This is a genomic window from Bacillota bacterium (genome assembly GCA_013177945.1).
In the GTDB taxonomy this organism is placed as follows: domain Bacteria; phylum Bacillota; class DSM-12270; order Thermacetogeniales; family Thermacetogeniaceae; genus Ch130.
In genome coordinates this window covers 1-19,341 of the sequence record JABLXW010000005.1, presented here as the reverse complement: position 1 = coordinate 19,341, position 19,341 = coordinate 1, and the positions used below count along the sequence as shown (strand labels likewise).

The window sequence follows — 19,341 nt, the reverse complement described above, 5'->3', positions numbered from 1 at the left end:
GATGATGCTAAACCCGGCGCAGGCTCGCGCCCGGCTGCGGAAATTGATCCGGGGGGAGGAGCGCGTTTTCCTCTTTTTAGACTACGATGGGACGCTCGTTCCTTTGGCTGCGACCCCGGGCGAGGCCCGGCCTTCCGGCCCCCTGCTGGATCTCCTCGCCAGGCTCTGCACCTGCCCCGGGCTGCGCGTCGCTGTGGTCAGCGGGCGGGGGATCGCCGATCTGGAAAAGCTCCTGCCGGTGCGCGGTCTTTACCTGGCAGGGGTGCACGGGCTGGTGATCAGGTACCCCGACGGAGAGGAGGTCTGGCGGGAGGACCGGGCGGGAGACGCGAAGAAGCGGGTAGAAGAACTGGCCAGAAAACTGGAGCCGCTTCTGGAAGGAAAAAAGGGTTTTCTCCTCGAAAATAAAAGTGCCGCGTTAGCCCTGCACTACCGTCTGGCCTCCCCCCGGGAGGCGGTGGAGGTGGTGCGCCGGATTTGCGAAGAGGCCCGGCCGCTGCTTCGTGAGGCAGGGTTTGTTTTGAGAACCGGAAAAAAGGTGGTGGAGTTTTGTCCTGCCCGGGCAAACAAGGGGGAGGGTGTGGATTTTTTGCTTTCCGGCTGGCGGGGGGCCTTTCCCGTTTACCTGGGAGACGATGAAACCGATGAAGACGCATTTCGTGCTGTTGCGGAAAAAGGAGCCGGCGTTCTCGTCTCCGGGCGCCCGCGGGAGACTGCGGCGCGGTACCGGCTGGCCGGCCCCGGCGATGTTGCCCTTTTTCTTGCGGAAGTGCTGCAGGATCGGAGCCCGGATGGTTGAAAGGTGGCTTGAAGCCGCCCGGAGACGCAGGAATTTTCGCAGTTCTCCAGCGTATAATCTCATGAAGAATCTCTAGAGAGCAGGGGTAGGATGGGGCGTACCTTTCGGTTGGAGGATTATGAAGTTTATCTGGACCCGGGCGCGCGGGCGGCTTTGCGGAGCTGCCGGGAGCGGCTTCGGGGGGTTTTGATCCAGCACATCAATTCCACGGCCCTTGGAGGGGGGGTTGCCGAGATTCTGAGCAGCCTCGTCCCCCTTATGAGGGCGGCGGGGCTTGCCTGCACGTGGTCGGTCCTCCAGGGAGAGGAGGATTTCTTCCGCGCCACAAAGACCTTTCACAACGCTCTCCACGGGCAGAAGGTGGAGCTGACGCCTGCCCTTGTCAGGGCTTATCTCAATGGGATTCAGGCGAACCTCGATCTGGTGGACCTGAACGCCGATTTCGTTGTCGTTCACGATCTCCAGCCCCTGGGTCTGGTGGCGCGGCGGGCAGATTCCCGCGCCTGCTGGATCTGGTACTGCCATATCGACCCCACCAGGGCGGAGCGGCGGGTCTGGCGGTTTCTCCGGGACTACGTCGAGCAGTTCGACCTTGCGGTCTTTCATCTGCCGGAATATCTCCGTGCCGACCTCCGCGTTCCCCAGCACACCATGCCGCCGGGGATCGATCCCTTGAGCGAGAAGAACAGGGAGTTGAGCCCCCATGAGCAGGAAGAGGTTCTGGCGCGGCTGGGGATCACCCTGGACCGCCCGGTTGTCTTGCAGGTGTCCCGCTTCGACCGTTTAAAGGATCCCCTGGGAGTGATCGCGGCTTTCCGGGCCGCCCGTTGCGGCCTCGCCGCCCAGCTGGTGCTGGCAGGGGGGAGCGCGGCGGACGACCCCGAGGCCGCCGGGGTCCTGGCCGAGGTCCGGGAAGCCGCCTCCGGTGACCCCGAGATCAGGGTGCTTCCCCTGGATCCGGAGAGCAATTTGGAAATCAACGCCCTCCAGCGCACTGCCGCCGTGGTGGTGCAGAAGTCGCTCAGGGAGGGTTTCGGGCTTACCGTAACGGAGGCGCTCTGGAAGGCGCGCCCTGTGGTGGGGAGCGCCGTAGGCGGAATTCGGTACCAGATTCAGCACGGACGCACCGGGCTGCTGGTCCGCAGCGTTGCCGAGGCTGCCGCGGCGATCCGGAAGCTCTTGGAGAACCAGGCTTTCGCACGACGGCTGGGAGAATCCGGCAGGGAACGGGTGAGAGAGCATTTTCTTTTGCCGGTTTACCTTCTGAACTGGTTGAAACTGCTCTGGGCTTTGAAAACACGAGAGGAAACCTCTTGCCAGGAGTGGAGAAACTAAAGGGGTGAAGGACTGTGAAAAAGAGTGGTAGGGTCAGGAAGGCGATCATACCTGCTGCAGGCTGGGGGACCCGCTTTCTTCCCGCAACCAAGGCCCAGCCGAAGGAAATGATTCCTGTTGTGGACAAGCCGGCGATCCAGTACATCGTTGAGGAAGCGGTCGCCTCGGGAATTGAGGATATTATCATTGTGACGGGGAAAAATAAGCGCGCCATTGAAGATCACTTTGACCGCGCCCTGGAGCTGGAAGCTGTTCTCAGCGAAAAAGGGGAGGAGGAGCTGCTCCGGCTGGTGAGGGATATTTCCAACCTGGCGGATATCCACTACGTGCGCCAGAAAGAGGCGCGCGGCCTTGGCCATGCGGTCTACTGCGCCCGGAAGTTTGTGGGGAAGGAGCCCTTTGCGGTCTTGCTGGGAGATGACCTGATCGACGGGGAAGTCCCCTGTCTCCGCCAGCTGCTTGACGTTTACGAGGAGCTTCACTGTTCGGTGCTGGCCGTGCAAAAGGTGGCGCGCGCGGAGGTAAAGAGGTATGGTATAATAAAGCCGGCGGCCGATACTGCTTCGTCACGGCTCATTAAGGTTGAGGATCTCGTGGAGAAGCCGGCACCCGAGGAGGCCCCCTCCCAGTATGCGGTGATCGGGCGCTACATCATCACCCCGGAAATTTTTGAGATTCTCAAGACCATTCCCCCGGGAGCCGGGGGGGAAATTCAGCTGACCGATGCCCTCAGGGAACTGGTAAAAATACAGCCGGTTTATGGTTACCTCTTTCGCGGGGTAAGATATGACGTGGGGGATAAGCTCGGGTTCCTGCAGGCAACGGTGAAGCTGGCTTTAACGCATCCGGAACTGGCTTCGGGTTTTCGCCGCTTTCTCGTGGAGGTGGTGAACGATGCCTCCCAGGGAGCCATGGAGGAAGTGGCAAGCTCTAAAATTTAAACTTTAAAAGGAGTGAAAAAGATGCGGGAGAAGGTGGAGGCCGTCCTCAGCAAGATCCGCCCCTACCTCCAGCGGGATGGCGGGGATGTCGAGCTTGTGGATGTGGACGACCAGGGTGTGGTCAAGGTCCGCCTGAAGGGTGCGTGCGGGGGCTGAGGGATGGCGATTGTCACCCTGAAGCAGGGGATTGAGCGGTCGCTCAAGCAGGAAATCCCGGAAGTCACCCAGGTTGTTGCCGTGCGCTGAAAAGCCCTGATGATTTCACCTGAGATGGAGAGGGCCGCAAGTGAAAAAGGCCCTCTCTTTTTATTTTTTGGGGGACCCGGACGGCTCTCGGGCCAGGTGCCTGGCGAAGTTTCGTACTCGTGGTCGCCGGCCTCCTTGAGGTGGTTCTGGAAAAACAAAAGCCGCCCGGAAAAGCGGCCTGCAAAGCACTACGGCCTGATCCTGCTTTTCCCTTTCGCCTTCTGGGTTTCCCGGCTGCTCTCATCCGGTTGCGGTTCCTGGCCCGCAACGCTCAGGTAAAGCTCCAGGCTCTCCTTCACCTTCCCGGCAACCAGCTGCACAAAAGGCACCATGTTTCCCTCCAGAGACGCCGCCTCCAGCGCCTCCAGGTACCTTTCCCGGTCCTGTTTCCTGATCACTGCCGGCGGATACCCGTCCCGCATCAGCGAGAAGTTCATCAGCAATCTCGCCGTGCGGCCGTTGCCGTCGACGAACGGGTGCACCCAGACCAGCCGCCAGTGCAGCCAGGCCGCCCGTTCTACCGGGTGCTCGCTTTCCATGGTGCTGTAAGTCTCAACCATTTCCCGGACGAGGGCGGGCACATCGCTTCCGGGCGGAGGCACGTGCCGGCTGCCCGCTATGCGCACCGCGCCGCGCCGGTATGCTCCAGCTTCTTCGGGGCAAGTGGACTTCAACACCAAACGGTGAACTTCCCGGATCAGACCTTCGCTCAAAGGCAGCCGGTCTTTCACCACGTTTTCCAGCCGCTCCACCGCGTCCCGGTGGTCGACGACTTCCAGGTGCTCCCGCAGGGTCTTTCCGCCGACCGTCAGGCCGTCGAGCAGCACCAGCCGCGTTTCTCGCAGGTCAAGCGTGTTGCCTTCAAGCGCCGTCGAGTGGTGCGTCCACTCCACCAGAAAGTACTCCCGCAACCGGGAAGCCTCGGCCGGCGACAACGGCCGGAAGCTACCGAGCTTTTCTTTCAGGAGAGAGATTTCGGTCAACATCTGTTGCAGGTTTACGCTCATTTTTTACCTCCCGCAGCCGGAACGCCCCGGCATCTGGTGAGAATTCGCACCTGTTGCCTGTCAATGGCCACCTGTCAACATCTTGCAGCCCTTCCTACAGTTTACCACACTGGCTCACTACCGCACAACACCAGGAGTTGCAAAGGTGAACCGGCGCGAACTGAAACCCGGTTGTTGAAAGACTCGACCTTCAAAAAAACCTCGCGGCAGATCCGGAGGTCCTTCTGATGGACGCACCCTTCGGCGCCCTGGACGCCCAGACCAGGGCTTTGATGCAGGAGTTGCTGGTGGGGATCTGGGAGGAGACGAAAAAAACGATTATTTTCGTGACCCACGACGTGGAAGAAGGGATTTTTCTCGGAGACACCCTTTATGTGATGACGGCCCGCCCCGGCCGCTTCAAGGCAAGGGTTCCCATTCCCCTCCGGCACCCCCGCTCATACGAGGTGAGATCGAGCAGGCTTTTTCTGGAGCTGAAGCAGGAGGTGCTGTCCCTGATCCCCGGGAGGAGAGCCTGCGCGCCCTGGAGATGCGGGAGCTTAAGGAGTAGGTTTTTTCCGGGAAGAGGGCTCCACCTCTCCGTACATCGTCCGGAGGATGAGAATGTCCACCCTCCGGTTCAGCTGGCGGTGGGCTTCGGAGTCGTTGGGGTAGCGCGGCCGGTACTCCCCGTACCCGGTGGCGGAGAGGCGGGCGGGGGGAATCTGGCTGGCGGCGATCAGCTCCCGGACCACGTTGGTGGCCCGCGCCGAGGAAAGCTCCCAGTTGGAGGGGAACTGGGGGGTGTTGATGGGGAGGTTGTCGGTGTGCCCCTCCACCCTGATGTAGTTGGGCAGGTCCTTCAAGATTGCCCCCACCTGGGCGATAATCCTGCGGGCTTCAGGGGTCAGGGTGGCCGAACCCCGGGGGAAGAGCACCGTTTCCTGGAAACTCACTACGAGCCCCCGTTCCTCCTCGCGGATCGTCACCAGGTTGGCGAGGTTTTGTTTTTCAAGATAAGCCTCCAGTTCTCTTTGAACATTGGCCATCTGGCTGGCCTCTTCCCCTTCACCCGGCATAAAGGACGGGCCTCCCTCCCGGAAAATTCCGGTCGGTTCCCCCTTGAGGGCGACGTTTAAAGCCGCGGCGAGGGCGCGGAACTTCTGCATATTGATGCTGCTCATCACGTACATGAGGATGAAGAAGATCATGAGAAGGGTGATCATGTCGGCGTAGGTTAAAAGCCAGCGCTCCATGCTCGGCCCCTTTTCACCGCCGCTGTTTTCCTGGCTGCGGCGCCGCATCTACTCCCTCCTCTCCTTTTCCTCTAAAGCCCGGCTCTTCTGGTCGAGGAAGACCCGGAGCTTCTCCCGGATGAAGGCCGGGTTCTCCCCGGCATGAATCGCAAGAATCCCCTCCAGTGCCAGCTCCCGGTAGAGCCTTTCCTTTTTGCTTTTATTTTTGAGCTTCGCCGCGATGGGAAGCCAGATCAGATTTGCGGTGCTGACCCCGTAGAGGGTGGCGATGAAGGCCACCGCAATGGCGGGGCCCAGGTCCTCGGGCCTTTCCATGTTGCCCAGGACGTGGACGAGCCCCATCACGGTTCCGATAATCCCCATTGTCGGTGCGTACCCCCCGGCAGCTTCAAAGATGGCAATCCCGTTCTGGTGGCGCTCCTCCATGCAGTAGATTTCCGTCTCCAGGAGATCCCGCAGCAGTGTGGCCTCGGTGCCGTCAATCACCAGCTGGAGCCCCAGCTTGATGAAGGGGTCTTTGATTTCGGGGAGGTACTGCTCGAGGCTGAGGAGCCCCTCCCGCCGGGCGTGGTCGGCGAGGCGCACCAGTTCCTGAATCAGATGGATAGAGTTGTAGCGGCGTTCCTGAAAGGCTGTTTTTAAAAGGGCGGGGATTGTTTTTAGTTCCTCCAGGGAAAAAGAAAGAACCGTGGCCCCGATTGTTCCCCCCACCACGATCAGCGCCGCCGTGTGGGAGAACAGGGAGCCAATGGTTCCTCCTTCGAGGACAAAAGCCAGAATCAGCGCTGCAAAGCCGATTGCCAGTCCCGTCCAGGTTGTGATATCCATTTACGGTTCCTCCGGCAAGAATAGCTCACTGTTCCCATTTCTTGTTCGACGGCATCTTATATTTTCCTGCTTCCGGATGCCGGGGGATGTGAAGATTTAATGTGAAGATTTAATTTAAGCGAACCACTTCGACCGGTGCTTCTCGATGTAATGCTCTGTCAGGTAGTTGAGGGGCTTCCGAGCCAGCGCAAACTTCTCGGCCAGGAGGGAAAGGACCTCGGCCAGCCCCTGCTCCCGGGCTTCTTCATAAGTGGACGCCAGGTCGTAATACCGCCTTCCCTCCACTTCGTATTCGTGGAGCGTCCGCTGCCTTTGCCCCGCCAGGCGCGCCGGAATTTCTTCCCCTGCAAAGCCCTGGGTGCGGCAGGATTCCGGGAAGATTCCCGAGATGAAAAGGGCGATATCTGCCAGGCGCTTGTAGAATGGGAAGCGGAAGGGAAGCTCCACCATTCCGGCAAGCTCTAAAACGTCGTCAAAATCGAGATCGCTGAAGTGGCGCTGGTAGGTCATCCCCCGCGCCTTGAAAACAACGGTGGCGCACTCAACCCGCGTGAAGGAAGCCAGCATGCGCGCCAGATACTCGCGCACATCTCTGTTCTGCAGAAGCTGGGTGGCATCCCGGGCGTCGAAAACAGGGATTCGTTCCCTCCGGCTGACGATTTCCATGGTGTAGGTCTGCTTCTCCATTTCTCGTTTTGCCTGGCGGAGCAGGATGCTGAAGAGGAGAAAGGGAGAGATTTTTAAAAAAATATCCTGGTCCTCCTGGACCCGCATAAACAGCTTCTCGTCGTCCAGCATGATGTCAATAAAATCGGGCTTATCTTTCAAGAGGGCGCAGAGGTAGTCATAGTCGCGCCGTTTTGTTACAACTGTCGTGACAATAAAGTAAAGGTCCGCCTCCGATAAATCTCTGAGATAGGCCATTGCCACGCTCACATGTTCCACCTCCCTGAAGGTTTTCTACCAGACCAGGCCGGATAAACGTGACGGGAGACTGCTGACGGAGTTGTCTTCAAAAATCGCCTTGCTCTTTCCTGATTCTAGTGTAGCATGATTCAGTCCATTCCTACAATGGGATTTCCACCCAGCTTACCTGCTGGCCTTTCTGTTCCTCCGGCTCCCTTTTGCTTGACAAAATTCAGGAATTGCCGTATATAAGTGTCTGTGGGAAGGAATTACGTTCATCCAGGAGAGGTGGTTGATGTGCCGACTTACGAGTACGAATGCAGTGAATGCGGCCGCTTTCAATATTCCCAGCGGATCACCGAACCCGCGCTGGAAGCCTGCCCGACCTGCGGAAAACCCGTCCGGAGGTTGATCTCCCGCAACGTGGGGATTATTTTCAAGGGCCCGGGCTTTTACTGCACCGATTACCGGAGCAAGGAGGAAAAGCGCAGGTTCAAAGAAGAAGAAACCGGAAAAGAGGCCGGGAAAGAGACCGGGAAAGAGCCGGCCCCGGCAAAAACAAAATCCTCTTCGGGTTGAACTGTTTCAGGGTGTTGACCGGAGCGGCTTCGTTCCGGATTAAAGTGCTTTTGCAAAGTGCTTGAAGGAGAGCCCGTCAAGGGCTTGTTTTTCGGGGATCTTTTTCAGGGGGCGGAACTGCTTCTGGGTTTTACGAGGCGGCCCCCTGTTTCGTTCAGCAACGGCGGTGGACGGAGACTGCCTCTGGATTGCAGCCGGAACTGTTGAAAGGAAGCCAGAATCATGTTATAGTATTGCTGAACAGCGGGGTGTGGCGCAGCTTGGCAGCGCGCTTGGTTTGGGACCAAGAGGCCGGGGGTTCAAATCCCCCCACCCCGACCATTTTGCCCGGGTTTTTCAAAGCAGTTTGGCCGGGGAAGAGGTTGCCGGAACCTTTTTCTTGTGTTAAAATATCACTGCAGAGGTATCCGAGCGGGTGTAGCTCAGTGGTAGAGCCCTGGCCTTCCAAGCCAGTTGCGTGGGTTCGATTCCCATCACCCGCTCCATTTTTCAGGTCCCGGTAGCTCAGCTGGATAGAGCAACGGACTTCTAATCCGTTGGTCGGGGGTTCGAATCCCTCCCGGGACGCCAGAAGAATTCAAGGGCTCCGGGTTTTACTCCGGAGCCTGTTTGCCTGTTTTGGTGCCCAATTGGTGCCAGTTTTTTTTCTTCCCCTACTCAAATCGGGCATCATAGAGGGCATGAATTTTTTCGATACTTCGTTTTCAATTCGAACCTCAATTTTTGTCACTGCATTTTTTAAATCTTGGATATCATCTCTTACGCTGGCCATATCTTTTTTCAGGCCGGTTATATCATCTCCTTTCAAAGGCGAGGAGCCCTTCGGCGTTCAGATCGTCGGCTGGGGCTTCTTCAATGCGGCCTCTTAATGTGTTTGTTATGATAAGCCTCATCTCCTTTACTCCCCGGGAATGAAGCCAGTCCAGCCTGTTTTCTCCCAAAATAGCTGTTCGACAGCCAGTAACCGAAACTCCCGCCGCGTTTGTTTCTTGCTGGAGCTCATGAGTTGCTGGAAAAAGAATGAGGCAGGAATCAGCCATAATGCGGCGAAGAAAGAGAACAACCAAAGAACAAAGGGACAGGAGTTCCTCCGGGACTGGGCAGCAATGTCGCTTGACCTGATCGAACAAGCTATGGGCAAGATCATCTTGGGTCGCGATTCTTGATGAAGTCATTAGGGAATTCGGGGCACTGCTCACACCCAGCACTACATGATTAACGTGATTAACGGATTAATTAAGAGAGATTTTATACTCCTGCATCCAATTCGTGCTCTTGAGCATTTTTAGAATAAGGTGGTTGGTTATGCCGAAGAAAAAAGTAAAGCAAAATGGGCAAGAAATTGACCAGTATGTTCACCCCGACAAGAAGAGAATCAACAACCCCCCAGTTGGTTTGGTCACCCCGGAAACAGATAAAGACGCTCCAAAAAGGAAGTACCAGTACGACCCCCATCTTGATCCTCAACTGGTCTGGGCCGGAAAAGCGGAGCGCTCCAGCTTTGGGGTTGACACGGTATCTCTCCATGTCCACGAGCGGATTGACCCGCTGACCATTATCAGCCACGTATGCAAGCCGAAATACCAGCAGGGAGGTTATCAGCAATTAAGCTTATTCGAAAAGCCGGAGAATTACCTGCCCTTGCGGGATGCCATTGATTTCTACAAGCACGAACAGGACTGGACAAACCGTTTAATTGCCGGGGATTCCTTACTGGTGATGAATTCTCTTCTGGAAAAAGAAGGCATGGCTGGTAAGGTTCAGATGGTTTACATCGACCCGCCTTATGGGATAAAGTACCGCTCTAACTTCCAGCCGTTTATAAATCAAACGGCCCTGAAGTCTAACGATAGTGATCAGGACTTAACTTGTGAACCAGAAATGTTAAAAGCGTTTCGCGATACTTGGGAATTAAGTATACATTCATATTTAACGTATCTTAGAGATAGGGTTTTGTTATCCAGGCAACTATTATCGAATGAAGGTAGTTTATTTATCCAGGTATCCGAAGAAAATGTTCATAGGGTCAGACTCGTACTTGATGAAATTTTTGGTGCAAATAATTTTGTGTCAATGATTACAATAAAAAAAGCTTCCGTAATGTTTGCGAAGAAGCTTCTTAATAGTGCCTGCTTTTATCTTTTATGGTATGCGAAGGATATTGCAAAAATAAAGTACCGGCAATTATATATCGAAAAAGATTATCAATGGTTTGCAGATAATGCTGGATCTCATCTATGGGCAGAAAACCCGGATACTGGGGAAGAAAAACGGCTTACGCCTAGTGAACGAAAGGATATTTATAAGTTTTTAAGAGAAAATCCGGGCTGGAAGTTATATGGAACTTGGAGTTTGAATGCCCCGGGTAGTGAGAAACAAAAGGGTTATGAATATAATGGCAAAATATATTATCCCCCAAAAGGCACTCAATGGAAAACATCATATCCGGATGGACTTGATGTACTCAAAAATAAAAATAGGCTACAGATTGAAGGGGATACCCTCCGCGTTAAGATTTACTATGAGGATTTTCCAATAATGCCAATCAACAATCTGTGGGATGGAATTGGAGCTGCTAGTGACAAAATTTTTGTTGTTCAAACTGCAAACGAAATAATTCAGCGTTGTATTCTCATGACCACCGATCCGGGCGACCTAGTGTTTGACCCAACTTGCGGTTCGGGAACAACTGCTTATGTGGCCGAACAATGGGGACGCCGCTGGATTACCTGCGATACTTCACGGGTGGCCATTGCTCTGGCCAAACAGCGACTTATGACGGCTACTTTTGATTATTACCAGCTTGCGAGACCAGAGGAAGGTGTGGGTAGCGGTTTTAAGTATAAGGTTGTTCCGCATATCACTCTTGGTTCCATCGTTAACAACGAACCGCCCACCGAAGAAGTTCTTTACGACCGGCCTCTTATTGATTCCAAAAAGAAGCGCGTTACCGGCCCCTTTACCGTGGAGGCTGTGCCTGCTCCGGTGGTGAAGTCCCTTGCTGAAGTGGAGCAGGAAATGGGCGCTGCCGATTCCTCAATTGCACGTTCTGGAGAAACCCTGCGCCAGCAGCAGTGGCGCGATGAATTGTTAAAAACCGGCATCCGGGGGAAAGGCGGCCAAAAAATAGAATTTTCCCGGCTCGAACCTCTTCCCGGCACCCGCTGGCTCCACGCCGACGGAGAAACCAAAGAGGACGCCCCTAAGCGCGTTGTGGTTTCCTTTGGCCCCGAATACGCTCCTTTAGAGCAGCGGCAGGTAGAACTGGCCGTTGAAGAAGCGCAGAAACTGGTTCCCAAACCGAAGCTCGTCGTTTTTGCGGCCTTTCAATTCGACCCGGAAGCGGCCAAAGATATTGATGAGCTTGTCTGGCCCGGCGTGGCCCTCCTTAAAGTCCAGATGAACGCCGACCTGCTTACGGAAGACCTGAAAAAGAAGAGGGCGAGCAACCAGTCTTTCTGGTTAATCGGCCAGCCGGACGTGATCCTGCGAAAAAACGAGGCTGGCAGGTACGTGGTGGAAGTCCTGGGGTTCGACTACTACAACACCCGGACGGGGGAAGTGGAATCCGGGGACACTTCAAAAATAGCCATGTGGATGCTGGATACCGACTATGACGGCCGCAGCCTTTTCCCGGACCAGGTATTCTTCCCGCTGGCCGGGGAAAACGGCGGCTGGAGAAAGCTGGCAAAGGCCCTCAGGGCGCAAATTGACGAAGAGCTGATCGAGAAGTACCACGGCACGGTGTCTTTGCCATTTGAACCCGGGAAAAACAGGCGGGTGGCGGTGAAGATCATTGACGACCGGGGGATCGAATCCCTGCGCATTCTGGAGGTGGAATAGTGGCGGGAATCGACCGTTTGATCATCAACAGCCCGTATGAGAAGCCCTCCAGGTACTGGAGTTTCGACCGGGAAAAAAGGGAATTTGTGCTTAAAGAGGGGCGGCGGCCGGCCGGGTACGTGGTCGCTTCGGGTGCCCACAAGTCTTTTGACGATCCGGGCATTTTTATCGAGCTCCCCCTGGTGAACCAGATCCGGAAAAGAGTGGACGCCTGGCGTGAAGGCGGCTATCCGGGCGTAACCGGGATCACGAAAAAGCTGTTGGAGCACTGGCAGGACCCCGATGAGCGCCACTACCGCCGCTTTTTCTTCTGCCAGCTGGAAGCAATCGAAACCCTGATCTGGCTTGTCGAGGCCCCCGCCAGCGAGAAGGTAGGGGTCGAAATCCCTTCCGACGGCGGCGAGTTTCGCCGCTTCTGCTCCAAGCTGGCCACCGGTGCCGGGAAAACCATCGTTATGGCCATGCTCATCGCCTGGCAGGTTTTGAATAAGGTGACCTATCCAAAGGACGCCCGCTTCTCGAAAAACGTTTTGGTCGTCGCTCCGGGCCTTACTGTGAAAAAGAGGCTCCAGGTTTTGTATCCTTCGGCGAAAAACAACTATTACCGGGAATTTAACATCGTTCCCCCTTCCCTTTTTGATAAGTTGCGCCTGGGAAAGATTCTGGTCGTCAACTGGCACGTTTTTAAGCCGCCGGATGAAAATTCCGGCCCCAAAGTGGTCAAAAAAGGCCCGATAAGCGACGAAGCCTTTGTCCGAAAAGTTTTAGGAGACATGGCGGACGCCCACAATATCATTGTTGTCAACGACGAAGCCCACCACGCCTGGCGGGTACCGGCGGAGTCGAAAGTAAAAGGGGTCAAGAAAGAAGAAATCGAAGAGGCCACCATCTGGGTGGGTGGCCTCGACCGCATTCACCGGAAAAGGGGCATCCTTTATTGTTTCGATTTTTCCGCCACGCCCTTTGCCCCTTCCGGGAAAAAGGCTTACGAGGAAGCTCTTTTTGGCTGGATTGTATCCGATTTCAGCTTAAACGACGCCATCGAATCCGGCCTGGTTAAAACCCCGCGCGTGGTCGTCAGGGACGACGGAAAGTTGACTAAAGATTACAAGTCACGTTTTTACCACATTTACATGGACGAAGAGGTAAAGGATAACCTCAACAGTAAAGCGAAACCAGAAGAACCGCTGCCCGATCTGGTTCTTAACGCCTATTATTTTCTGGGAAAGGACTGGCTGGAGACCCGTGACCTGTGGAAGAAAGCGGGCCTGCCGACTCCCCCGGTGATGATTACAGTCTGCAACAGGACTGAAACTGCTGCCCGCATCGAATACGCCTTCAACCACGGGAAGATCAAAATAGACGAATTAAAAGATCCGGAAAGGACCCTGCGCATAGATTCAAAAGTTTTGGAAGCAGCAGAAAGCAGAGTAAACGGGGAGGATTTTGAAACGAAGGAAGAGCCAGACGAAGCGAAGCCTGCAACAAAAAAATTAAGCAAAGCGGACCAGGCCGAGATGCTCCGGCAGATGGTGGACACCGTGGGGCAGGCAGGGCAGCCGGGCGAAAAAATACAAAACGTCATCGCTGTTGCCATGCTCTCCGAAGGATGGGACGCCAAAACGGTCACCCACATCATGGGTCTGCGCGCTTTTTCCAGCCAGCTCCTCTGCGAGCAGGTGGTGGGCCGGGGCCTGCGGCGGACCTCTTACGAAGTAAACCCTGAAACGGGCCTTTTTGAACCGGAATACGTGAACATTTTTGGAGTGCCGTTTACCTTTCTCCCTCACGAAGGAGGTGACGGCACGCCCCCGCCACCGCCGCAGCCGAAAATACCCATCGAGCCCGTCCCGGAAAAGAAGCAGTACGAGATACGCTGGCCGAACATTATCCGCATAGACCACGTTTATAAACCTGCTCTCAAGCTGGATTGGGATAAAGTCAAGTCCCTTGAGCTGCGCCCGGAGGAAACCCCCATGCTGGCCGAGCTTGCCCCGGTTTTAAACGGCAAGCCCGACGTAACGAAGATAACCCAGATCGATTTGGAAGTGTTGGGCAAAAAGTACCGGATGCAAAGACTCATCTTCGAGACCAGCGCGGATATCTATAACCAGATGAAGCCAGACTGGAAGGGCAACCGGGAGTACCTTTTGTTTCAGGTGATCAAGCTGGTGGAAAAGTTTATCACTTCCGACAAGTTAGTTATCCCTTCTTTGTTCTCTCAGAATGAACTGCGCAAAAGAATCCTGATTACCCTGAACATGAGCAAGATTGTTCAGCATGTTTTTGAGGCCATCCGGTTTGAAAATACCCTTTCCGTAACGCCTGTGTTTGATACCGAACAACCGATCCGGTCTACCGGAGATATGATGACCTGGTACACCAGCAAACCGACGGAAATCACCAAAAAATCGCATATTAACCGGGTGGTGTTTGACAGCACCTGGGAGGCCAGCGAAGCCTTTGAACTGGAAAGAAACGAAAATGTGGAAGCGTGGGTAAAAAACGACCACCTCGGTTTTGAAATCCTATACATTTACAAAGGCGTTGTCCGCAAATACAGGCCGGATTACCTGATCCGGCTGAAAAACGGCAAAATGCTGGTGCTGGAGGTGAAGGGTCAGGACGACCAGCAGAGCCGGACGAAGCGGGAGTTTTTAAACGAATGGGTAAAGGCGGTAAATACCCACGGAGGATTTGGCGAATGGTGTGCTGATGTATCGTATGGCGTAGGGGATGTAAAGAAGATAATAAATCAATATGCCAGTGTTTAGGGCCGGAGGGAGCAACGCTCTCGGCGGGCCGCGGCCTGCAGTACGAGAAGCTTCGAGTTCAGGAGAAAGGAGGGAGCGGCATCTTTCCCAGGCGTAAACGCTGGGGTTTCCGATGCCGCGTGATTAAATGAGCGGAGCGGATATCCACCGTCGCCTGGTCACGGCGGCACAGCGGGTGGAAGAGAAACGAAAGCTGCTGCGCAGGCTTGAGCATACCCGGCAGATGGTAGCGGTCGAAAGGGAACGATCCGCCAATCTGAAGAAGCGATTGGCGTCCGAAGAAAGGGACCTTAAGCGGCTGGACGGGCTGTCGTTGGTAAACCTGTTTCACACCGTACTCGGCGACAAGGAAAATGCCAGGCAAAAGGAGCGGCAAGAATACCTGGCCGCCAGGCTCAGCTACGATGAATCCTGTGATACCCTGAAGGCCCTGGAGGCCGGCTGAAGAACCTGGAGCTGGAAGTTGAAGCCCTCGGAGATCCGGAGCAGGAATATAAAGCCGCTTTGAAAGACAAGGAGAGAATTTTGCTCCAGTCCGGCGGGCCTGCCGCCCGGCGACTTTTTGAGCTGGACGAACAGGAGGGGCGCCTGATCGCCGCTCTGAAAGAACTGAGAGAGGCGATCCAGGCCGGAGAAAAGACCGCGGAGGCCCTGGGGGATGTGGAGAATAGCCTGAGCAGCGCCCGCAACTGGGGAACATGGGACCTCCTGGGGGGCGGCCTGCTGGCTACTGCGGTAAAGCATTCCCGCATCAACGACGCCCGAAGGGACGTCCACCGCGCCCAGCAACTGCTGCGCCTGTTTGAGCGAGAGCTGGCCGACGTCCAGGATGAGATAAAGATCGAGATCGGTGGGCTCGCCACCTTTGCGGACTTTTTCTTCGATGGACTGATCGTCGACTGGGTGGTGCAGTCAAGGATACACAGATCGCTGGAAAGCACCAGGCAACAGAGGGCAAGGGTGCAGGATGTTGTAGCCCGACTGCGGCAGATGCTGGAGGAAGCCCAAAGCAGCTTAAAGGAAATCTACGAGCAGAGAAGGCTGATAATAGAAAATGCGTGAGGCCCTGGTTTCTCCTGAATGGCGTATATTGTCCGCTCAAACAGCTCAAACAGAGCTCAAACATCAAACATAGGCATCAAACATAGGGACGGTTCTACTGTTTGCTCACTTCAGGCTTTATACCTCCAATAGTCCTTTGCGTTTATTCCACTCACCTGAAAGGGGAGAAACGGCCTGGCCTCACAAGGTCTGCACTTCAACTGCGCCTGCTCTCGACCTTACCCTCTGTTTGTCTTGTTTTAGGGCTGGAGCCTCCCGAAAAAGGGGTCATGAGGATACCGCACTGCAAGCCGTGGGAGGGTTTTTGGCCGGGGGATAGGTTTCTGCACCTTGTTGCAGGGGGCATTAATCGGGCTGCCTTCCCTTGCCGTTTACTGGCTGGCTTTCGATAGGGGCCGGTCACTGCCGGGGGCACGCACCATAGTTCGGCGTAAAAATACTGCAATGAATAACTTGTATAAGCTGCGAAAGAGGTTATTTGTTTGTTCACTATTCTTGAGCTGATTGTCGAGGCTACGGTAAACTTCATAGCGAAATTGGGATACTGGGGTATTGGTATTGGGATGGCCATTGAAAGCGCCAATATTCCCCTTCCCAGCGAGGTAATCCTACCCTTCGGAGGATACCTAGTTAGCCAGTTAAAGCTCACGTTCTGGGGTGTGGTGCTGGCCGGAACAGTGGGGGGAACCTTGGGGTCCATTGCCTCATATGCCCTGGGAAGCTGGGGTGGCCTGCCGTTATTGCTGCGATACGGTCGTTACGTTCATATTACCAGGGCACGGCTGGAACAGGCGGCCCGCTGGTTTGACCGCTACGGCGAAAAGGCTGTCTTTTTTGCCCGCCTCCTGCCCGTGATCCGCACCTTTATCTCCTTGCCTGCCGGAATCGCTCGCATGAACTTTGGGCGCTTTGTGGTCTATACATTTCTAGGCTCACTGCCCTGGTCGGTCTTGTTAACCTACGTGGGGCTAAAGCTGGGGAAGAACTGGAGGGCGATAGAACCCCTCTTCCGGCAGTTCGACATTGTTATAATACTTGCCATTATCTGCCTGATAATCGTTTACTGGTGGTGCTGGCAGCGCAATGGCACGAAAACTCCTGACAAATAGATATCCTTTAGCCGGTTCGCCAGGAGGCGAAACTCCGCCGCCTTATCGAGGTAGTTGGGGTAGATGTCTCTCCCTGCCAGCACTTTGCGCGAAGTTTTCGAGGACGCCCATCACTGCCGTAATCGCTGCGTAATCCCTTCTCAAACCTTGCGGAACGGTTTCATAATGCTTTTCACTCTCTGAGATTTTAAATGTTGCGCAGCCATTCACTGCTTATTTTCCCTGCCAACCGGTTTTAATCCGAAGGAGAGAAAATATCCTCAAACAAGAGAACCGTCCCCTTGTTTGCTTGTTTGCCCAGTGAGAAGGGAACTCCAGGAGCTTCAGAGGCAGTCGTGCGAAAGGCCGGGCATCTCTCCCGCTTCGGAGCTTAAGCTCCTTGAGGCCTGGGAAACCCCGGAGGATTTTGCTGCCGGCCGGATCACGGAGTGTTTGAAAATCGACGTTGCCTGCGGCGTCAGCCTGCTGGTTCCCAAAGAGCTACAGGAAAAGCACCTCAAGACCGTTCTCCACATTGTCAGATACGCCAGAAAACTTCTGCTTGACGGCGGAGGCTGAAACCCCGGCACGGAGCTGGAGCCGCAGGATCCGCCTGGGGGAAAGACCTACCTTTTCGTGATCGATATTTCCGGCTCCATGATGGGGATAAAGCTCGAGCAGGCCAAAAGCGCCCTCCAGCTTTGCCTGAGAAACCTTGTTGCCGGGGACAGCTTCAACATCATTGCCTTCAACCACGCCTGCACCCGTTTTTCAAAAAAAGCCGTCCCCTTCAGCCAGCAGAGCCTTGACCGGGCCGGCCGCTGGATTGAGAGTCTTCAGGCTTCGGGTGGAATGGAAATCCTGGAGCCCCTGGCCTCCTGCCTGGAGGGCGGTGGAGGTTCCGAAGACTGCATCATTCTCCTCTTCACAGACGGCCGGGTGGGCAACGAACGGGAGGTATTGGATTTCGCCGAACGGCACCTCAAAAAAGGCAGGATCTTTACCTTTGGAATCGACACCGCAGTGAACAGCTATTTCCTCAATGAGCTTGCCCGGGTGGGCAGGGGAAGAGCGGAATTCGTCTATCCCGGCGAGCGGATCGACGAAAAGGTTTTGAGGCAGTTTTCCCGGATCGTGTCACCTTTTGTCGAGGATGCGCAAATTGAATGGGGGTGGCAACAGGGTGAAAGACCATTTTCCCGCAGGATTGGCATCATCTACGACATGGAGCCCCTCCACGTTTTTGCCCGGGTGAAAGGTGAACCCGGGGGAAACGTAGTACTCAGGGGCAGGATTAGCAGGATTAAAGGAAAAGACGGGGATACGGTATTTGAGAGCCGGATTGACCTGAACACCCTCCCCCGCTGCAGCGATGCGGATTTGCTGGAAAAAGCCTGGGCGCACCGGATAATCCGGGAACTGGAACAGGAACTGGACTGCATGTCCGGCAGGAACAGGAAAAAAATTGAAGCGGAAATCGAGAGGCTCTCCCTCGAGCACGGCATCATTTCCTCCCTTACCTCCTTCGTGGCCGTTGAGGAAAGGCTGGAAAAGGCCACGGGCCTGCCTGTAACACGCCCGATTCCGGTATCACCACCCAGGGGCTGGAAGATGTCTGGATTCTCTTTCACGTGGTTGAGCGATGGCGCAGTGTTTTTTAGAATGGCAGAATTCTCAGGAGCGCCTTATGAATCAAGAGTATTTGAAGACGCAGTGTTTTCTGGGATGGCAGACTCATCGGTGAGCCTTTTCGATGCAAGCATTCCCTGTTTTTCCATTCCTCCCCGGGGGGTTTGGGGCGAGCAGGAAGCTCCGGACGGGCCGGGCGTTGCAGGCCTGCTCAGGATGCTTGCCCGGACGCAGATGGCCGACGGGGTTTTCGCCGACGGCGAGGCCCAGGATCTGAACCAGAAGCTGGAAACCACCGCTCTCAGCCTCCTGGCGTTTTTGCTCAGCAATGAAGATGTCGGCATTTACCTGAACCAGCTCAGGAAGTCTCTTCGCTTCATCCTGGAAGTTTTGGGAGACGGAAAAGTGCGCTTTGACCTGGAGAGGGAAGCTGATGCCAGGCTCTGCCTGCTCCTCTTCCTGGCTCTGAAGCAATCTCTGCTCCGGGGGGTCGTGAAGAGAAAAGAGAGAGGCGCGGTGCAGGGGTTGCTCGGGCGGCTAGAGGAGGCGCTGCAGACTGCCGCCCGGGCTTCCGGGAAGAGATCAGACAGGCGGCAGAGGGAGCGGAACACCTTGAACAGCCCGAGAGCGCAGCAGCCCTCCTGGATTTTCTGGGGATCTCCAGCAGCCTGCCGGATGCCGGAGATTGGGAAAACGTTTCCCCGTCTGTGCTTGCCCGCCACGCCCTCTTAGCCATTTATAAAAACCTGTAACCAGTAAGCACCTGAAATTCAGGCAAGAAGGTCCTCGAAGAACTTACCGGGCTGGGGTACCAGTCGACGGGGTTGTACGCGTGCTGAAGCAGGTAGGGGTGTTCATCATCCTGCTTCCTTAAAGTCAGATCCTCATAGCATCAATTTCCAGCTCGCCTGTAATCTATTTATTATTGTGGAAGATTTTAAGAAAGCGTGTTGCGGCCGGCGTCAAATACCTTTGTTTCTTCTTATTATCCTCCTGATGTGGGCTGTTTCCATCTGCAGGACATCGAGCTTGGCTTCAATGCGGTCGAGGGTATTTATGATCCTGCTGT

Annotated in this window: 19 protein-coding genes and 3 tRNA genes; 16 read left to right on the top strand and 6 right to left on the bottom strand. The window is 55.3% G+C overall.

The genetic code is table 11. The annotated features are described in order from the left end of the window. The first annotated feature begins 1 nt into the window (after position 1). The 4 genes from otsB to HPY58_04275 all read left to right on the top strand — a co-directional run bounded on the left by otsB (position 2) and on the right by HPY58_04275 (position 3,321). Positions 2 to 799 (top strand): trehalose-phosphatase, encoded by a 798-nt coding sequence (otsB, locus tag HPY58_04290; protein NPV28870.1) that lies wholly within the window; start codon positions 2 to 4, stop codon positions 797 to 799. A 90-nt stretch (positions 800 to 889) separates the two neighbouring features. Then, positions 890 to 2,134: a glycosyltransferase gene (locus tag HPY58_04285; GenBank protein ID NPV28869.1), complete on the top strand. Its 1,245-nt coding sequence runs from the start codon at positions 890 to 892 to the stop codon at positions 2,132 to 2,134. A gap of 14 nt (positions 2,135 to 2,148) precedes the next feature. Continuing rightward, a complete protein-coding gene (gene galU / locus HPY58_04280) occupies positions 2,149 to 3,075 on the top strand; it encodes a UTP--glucose-1-phosphate uridylyltransferase GalU (GenBank protein ID NPV28868.1) in 927 nt (308 codons plus the stop codon). A 21-nt stretch (positions 3,076 to 3,096) separates the two neighbouring features. Next, a complete protein-coding gene (locus HPY58_04275; protein ID NPV28867.1) occupies positions 3,097 to 3,321 on the top strand; it encodes a NifU family protein in 225 nt (74 codons plus the stop codon). Positions 3,322 to 3,509: 188 nt separating this feature from the next. Here HPY58_04275 and HPY58_04270 read toward each other — a convergent pair whose 3' ends face one another. The 5 genes from HPY58_04270 to HPY58_04250 all read right to left on the bottom strand — a co-directional run bounded on the left by HPY58_04270 (position 3,510) and on the right by HPY58_04250 (position 7,327). Then, positions 3,510 to 4,328 (bottom strand): Fic family protein, encoded by an 819-nt coding sequence (locus HPY58_04270; protein NPV28866.1) that lies wholly within the window; start codon positions 4,326 to 4,328, stop codon positions 3,510 to 3,512. Positions 4,329 to 4,429: 101 nt separating this feature from the next. Beyond that, positions 4,430 to 4,759: a hypothetical protein gene (locus HPY58_04265; GenBank protein NPV28865.1), complete on the bottom strand. Its 330-nt coding sequence runs from the start codon at positions 4,757 to 4,759 to the stop codon at positions 4,430 to 4,432. A gap of 108 nt (positions 4,760 to 4,867) precedes the next feature. Then, on the bottom strand, positions 4,868 to 5,611 hold the full coding sequence (locus tag HPY58_04260; protein ID NPV28864.1) for an OmpA family protein: 744 nt from the start codon (positions 5,609 to 5,611) through the stop codon (positions 4,868 to 4,870). Next, positions 5,612 to 6,391 (bottom strand): flagellar motor protein, encoded by a 780-nt coding sequence (locus HPY58_04255; GenBank protein NPV28863.1) that lies wholly within the window; start codon positions 6,389 to 6,391, stop codon positions 5,612 to 5,614. Between the two features lie 114 nt (positions 6,392 to 6,505). Further along, positions 6,506 to 7,327, bottom strand: a complete 822-nt coding sequence (locus HPY58_04250) for a hypothetical protein (protein NPV28862.1) — start codon at positions 7,325 to 7,327, stop codon at positions 6,506 to 6,508. 267 nt (positions 7,328 to 7,594) lie between these two features. Between HPY58_04250 and HPY58_04245 the strand changes: the two genes are divergently transcribed. From HPY58_04245 to HPY58_04230, 4 genes are all read left to right on the top strand, one after another. Then, positions 7,595 to 7,876 (top strand): zinc ribbon domain-containing protein, encoded by a 282-nt coding sequence (locus HPY58_04245; protein NPV28861.1) that lies wholly within the window; start codon positions 7,595 to 7,597, stop codon positions 7,874 to 7,876. 244 nt (positions 7,877 to 8,120) lie between these two features. After that, positions 8,121 to 8,197, top strand: a tRNA-Pro gene (locus HPY58_04240). Between the two features lie 90 nt (positions 8,198 to 8,287). After that, positions 8,288 to 8,361 (top strand) — tRNA-Gly (locus HPY58_04235). An 8-nt stretch (positions 8,362 to 8,369) separates the two neighbouring features. Then, positions 8,370 to 8,446: transfer RNA gene (locus tag HPY58_04230), tRNA-Arg, on the top strand. Between the two features lie 7 nt (positions 8,447 to 8,453). On the opposite strand, the gene HPY58_04225 is transcribed toward HPY58_04230, so the two are convergent. Next, positions 8,454 to 8,684, bottom strand: a complete 231-nt coding sequence (locus HPY58_04225) for a hypothetical protein (protein ID NPV28860.1) — start codon at positions 8,682 to 8,684, stop codon at positions 8,454 to 8,456. Positions 8,685 to 8,865: 181 nt separating this feature from the next. Here HPY58_04225 and HPY58_04220 point away from each other — a divergent pair, with 181 nt between their 5' ends. The 8 genes from HPY58_04220 to HPY58_04185 all read left to right on the top strand — a co-directional run bounded on the left by HPY58_04220 (position 8,866) and on the right by HPY58_04185 (position 19,004). Then, entirely contained in the window at positions 8,866 to 9,042 is a 177-nt protein-coding gene (locus tag HPY58_04220; GenBank protein NPV28859.1) for a hypothetical protein, read from the top strand. Positions 9,043 to 9,181: 139 nt separating this feature from the next. Further along, positions 9,182 to 11,719, top strand: coding sequence for a site-specific DNA-methyltransferase (locus HPY58_04215; protein NPV28858.1), 2,538 nt, complete (start codon positions 9,182 to 9,184; stop codon positions 11,717 to 11,719). Next, positions 11,719 to 14,493 carry a DEAD/DEAH box helicase family protein gene (locus HPY58_04210; protein NPV28857.1) on the top strand — a complete coding sequence of 925 codons (2,775 nt, stop codon included), beginning with the start codon at positions 11,719 to 11,721 and terminating at the stop codon, positions 14,491 to 14,493. Before HPY58_04215 ends, HPY58_04210 begins: the two co-directional genes overlap by 1 nt. Positions 14,494 to 14,620: 127 nt before the next feature. Continuing rightward, positions 14,621 to 14,938, top strand: a complete 318-nt coding sequence (locus HPY58_04205; GenBank protein ID NPV28856.1) for a hypothetical protein — start codon at positions 14,621 to 14,623, stop codon at positions 14,936 to 14,938. 59 nt (positions 14,939 to 14,997) lie between these two features. After that, positions 14,998 to 15,555 (top strand): hypothetical protein, encoded by a 558-nt coding sequence (locus HPY58_04200; GenBank protein ID NPV28855.1) that lies wholly within the window; start codon positions 14,998 to 15,000, stop codon positions 15,553 to 15,555. 563 nt (positions 15,556 to 16,118) lie between these two features. Then, on the top strand, positions 16,119 to 16,664 hold the full coding sequence (locus HPY58_04195; protein NPV28854.1) for a DedA family protein: 546 nt from the start codon (positions 16,119 to 16,121) through the stop codon (positions 16,662 to 16,664). 300 nt (positions 16,665 to 16,964) lie between these two features. Further along, entirely contained in the window at positions 16,965 to 17,222 is a 258-nt protein-coding gene (locus tag HPY58_04190) for a hypothetical protein (GenBank protein ID NPV28853.1), read from the top strand. Positions 17,223 to 17,279: 57 nt separating this feature from the next. Further along, positions 17,280 to 19,004 carry a VWA domain-containing protein gene (locus HPY58_04185; protein NPV28852.1) on the top strand — a complete coding sequence of 575 codons (1,725 nt, stop codon included), beginning with the start codon at positions 17,280 to 17,282 and terminating at the stop codon, positions 19,002 to 19,004. The last annotated feature ends 337 nt before the right edge of the window (positions 19,005 to 19,341 follow it).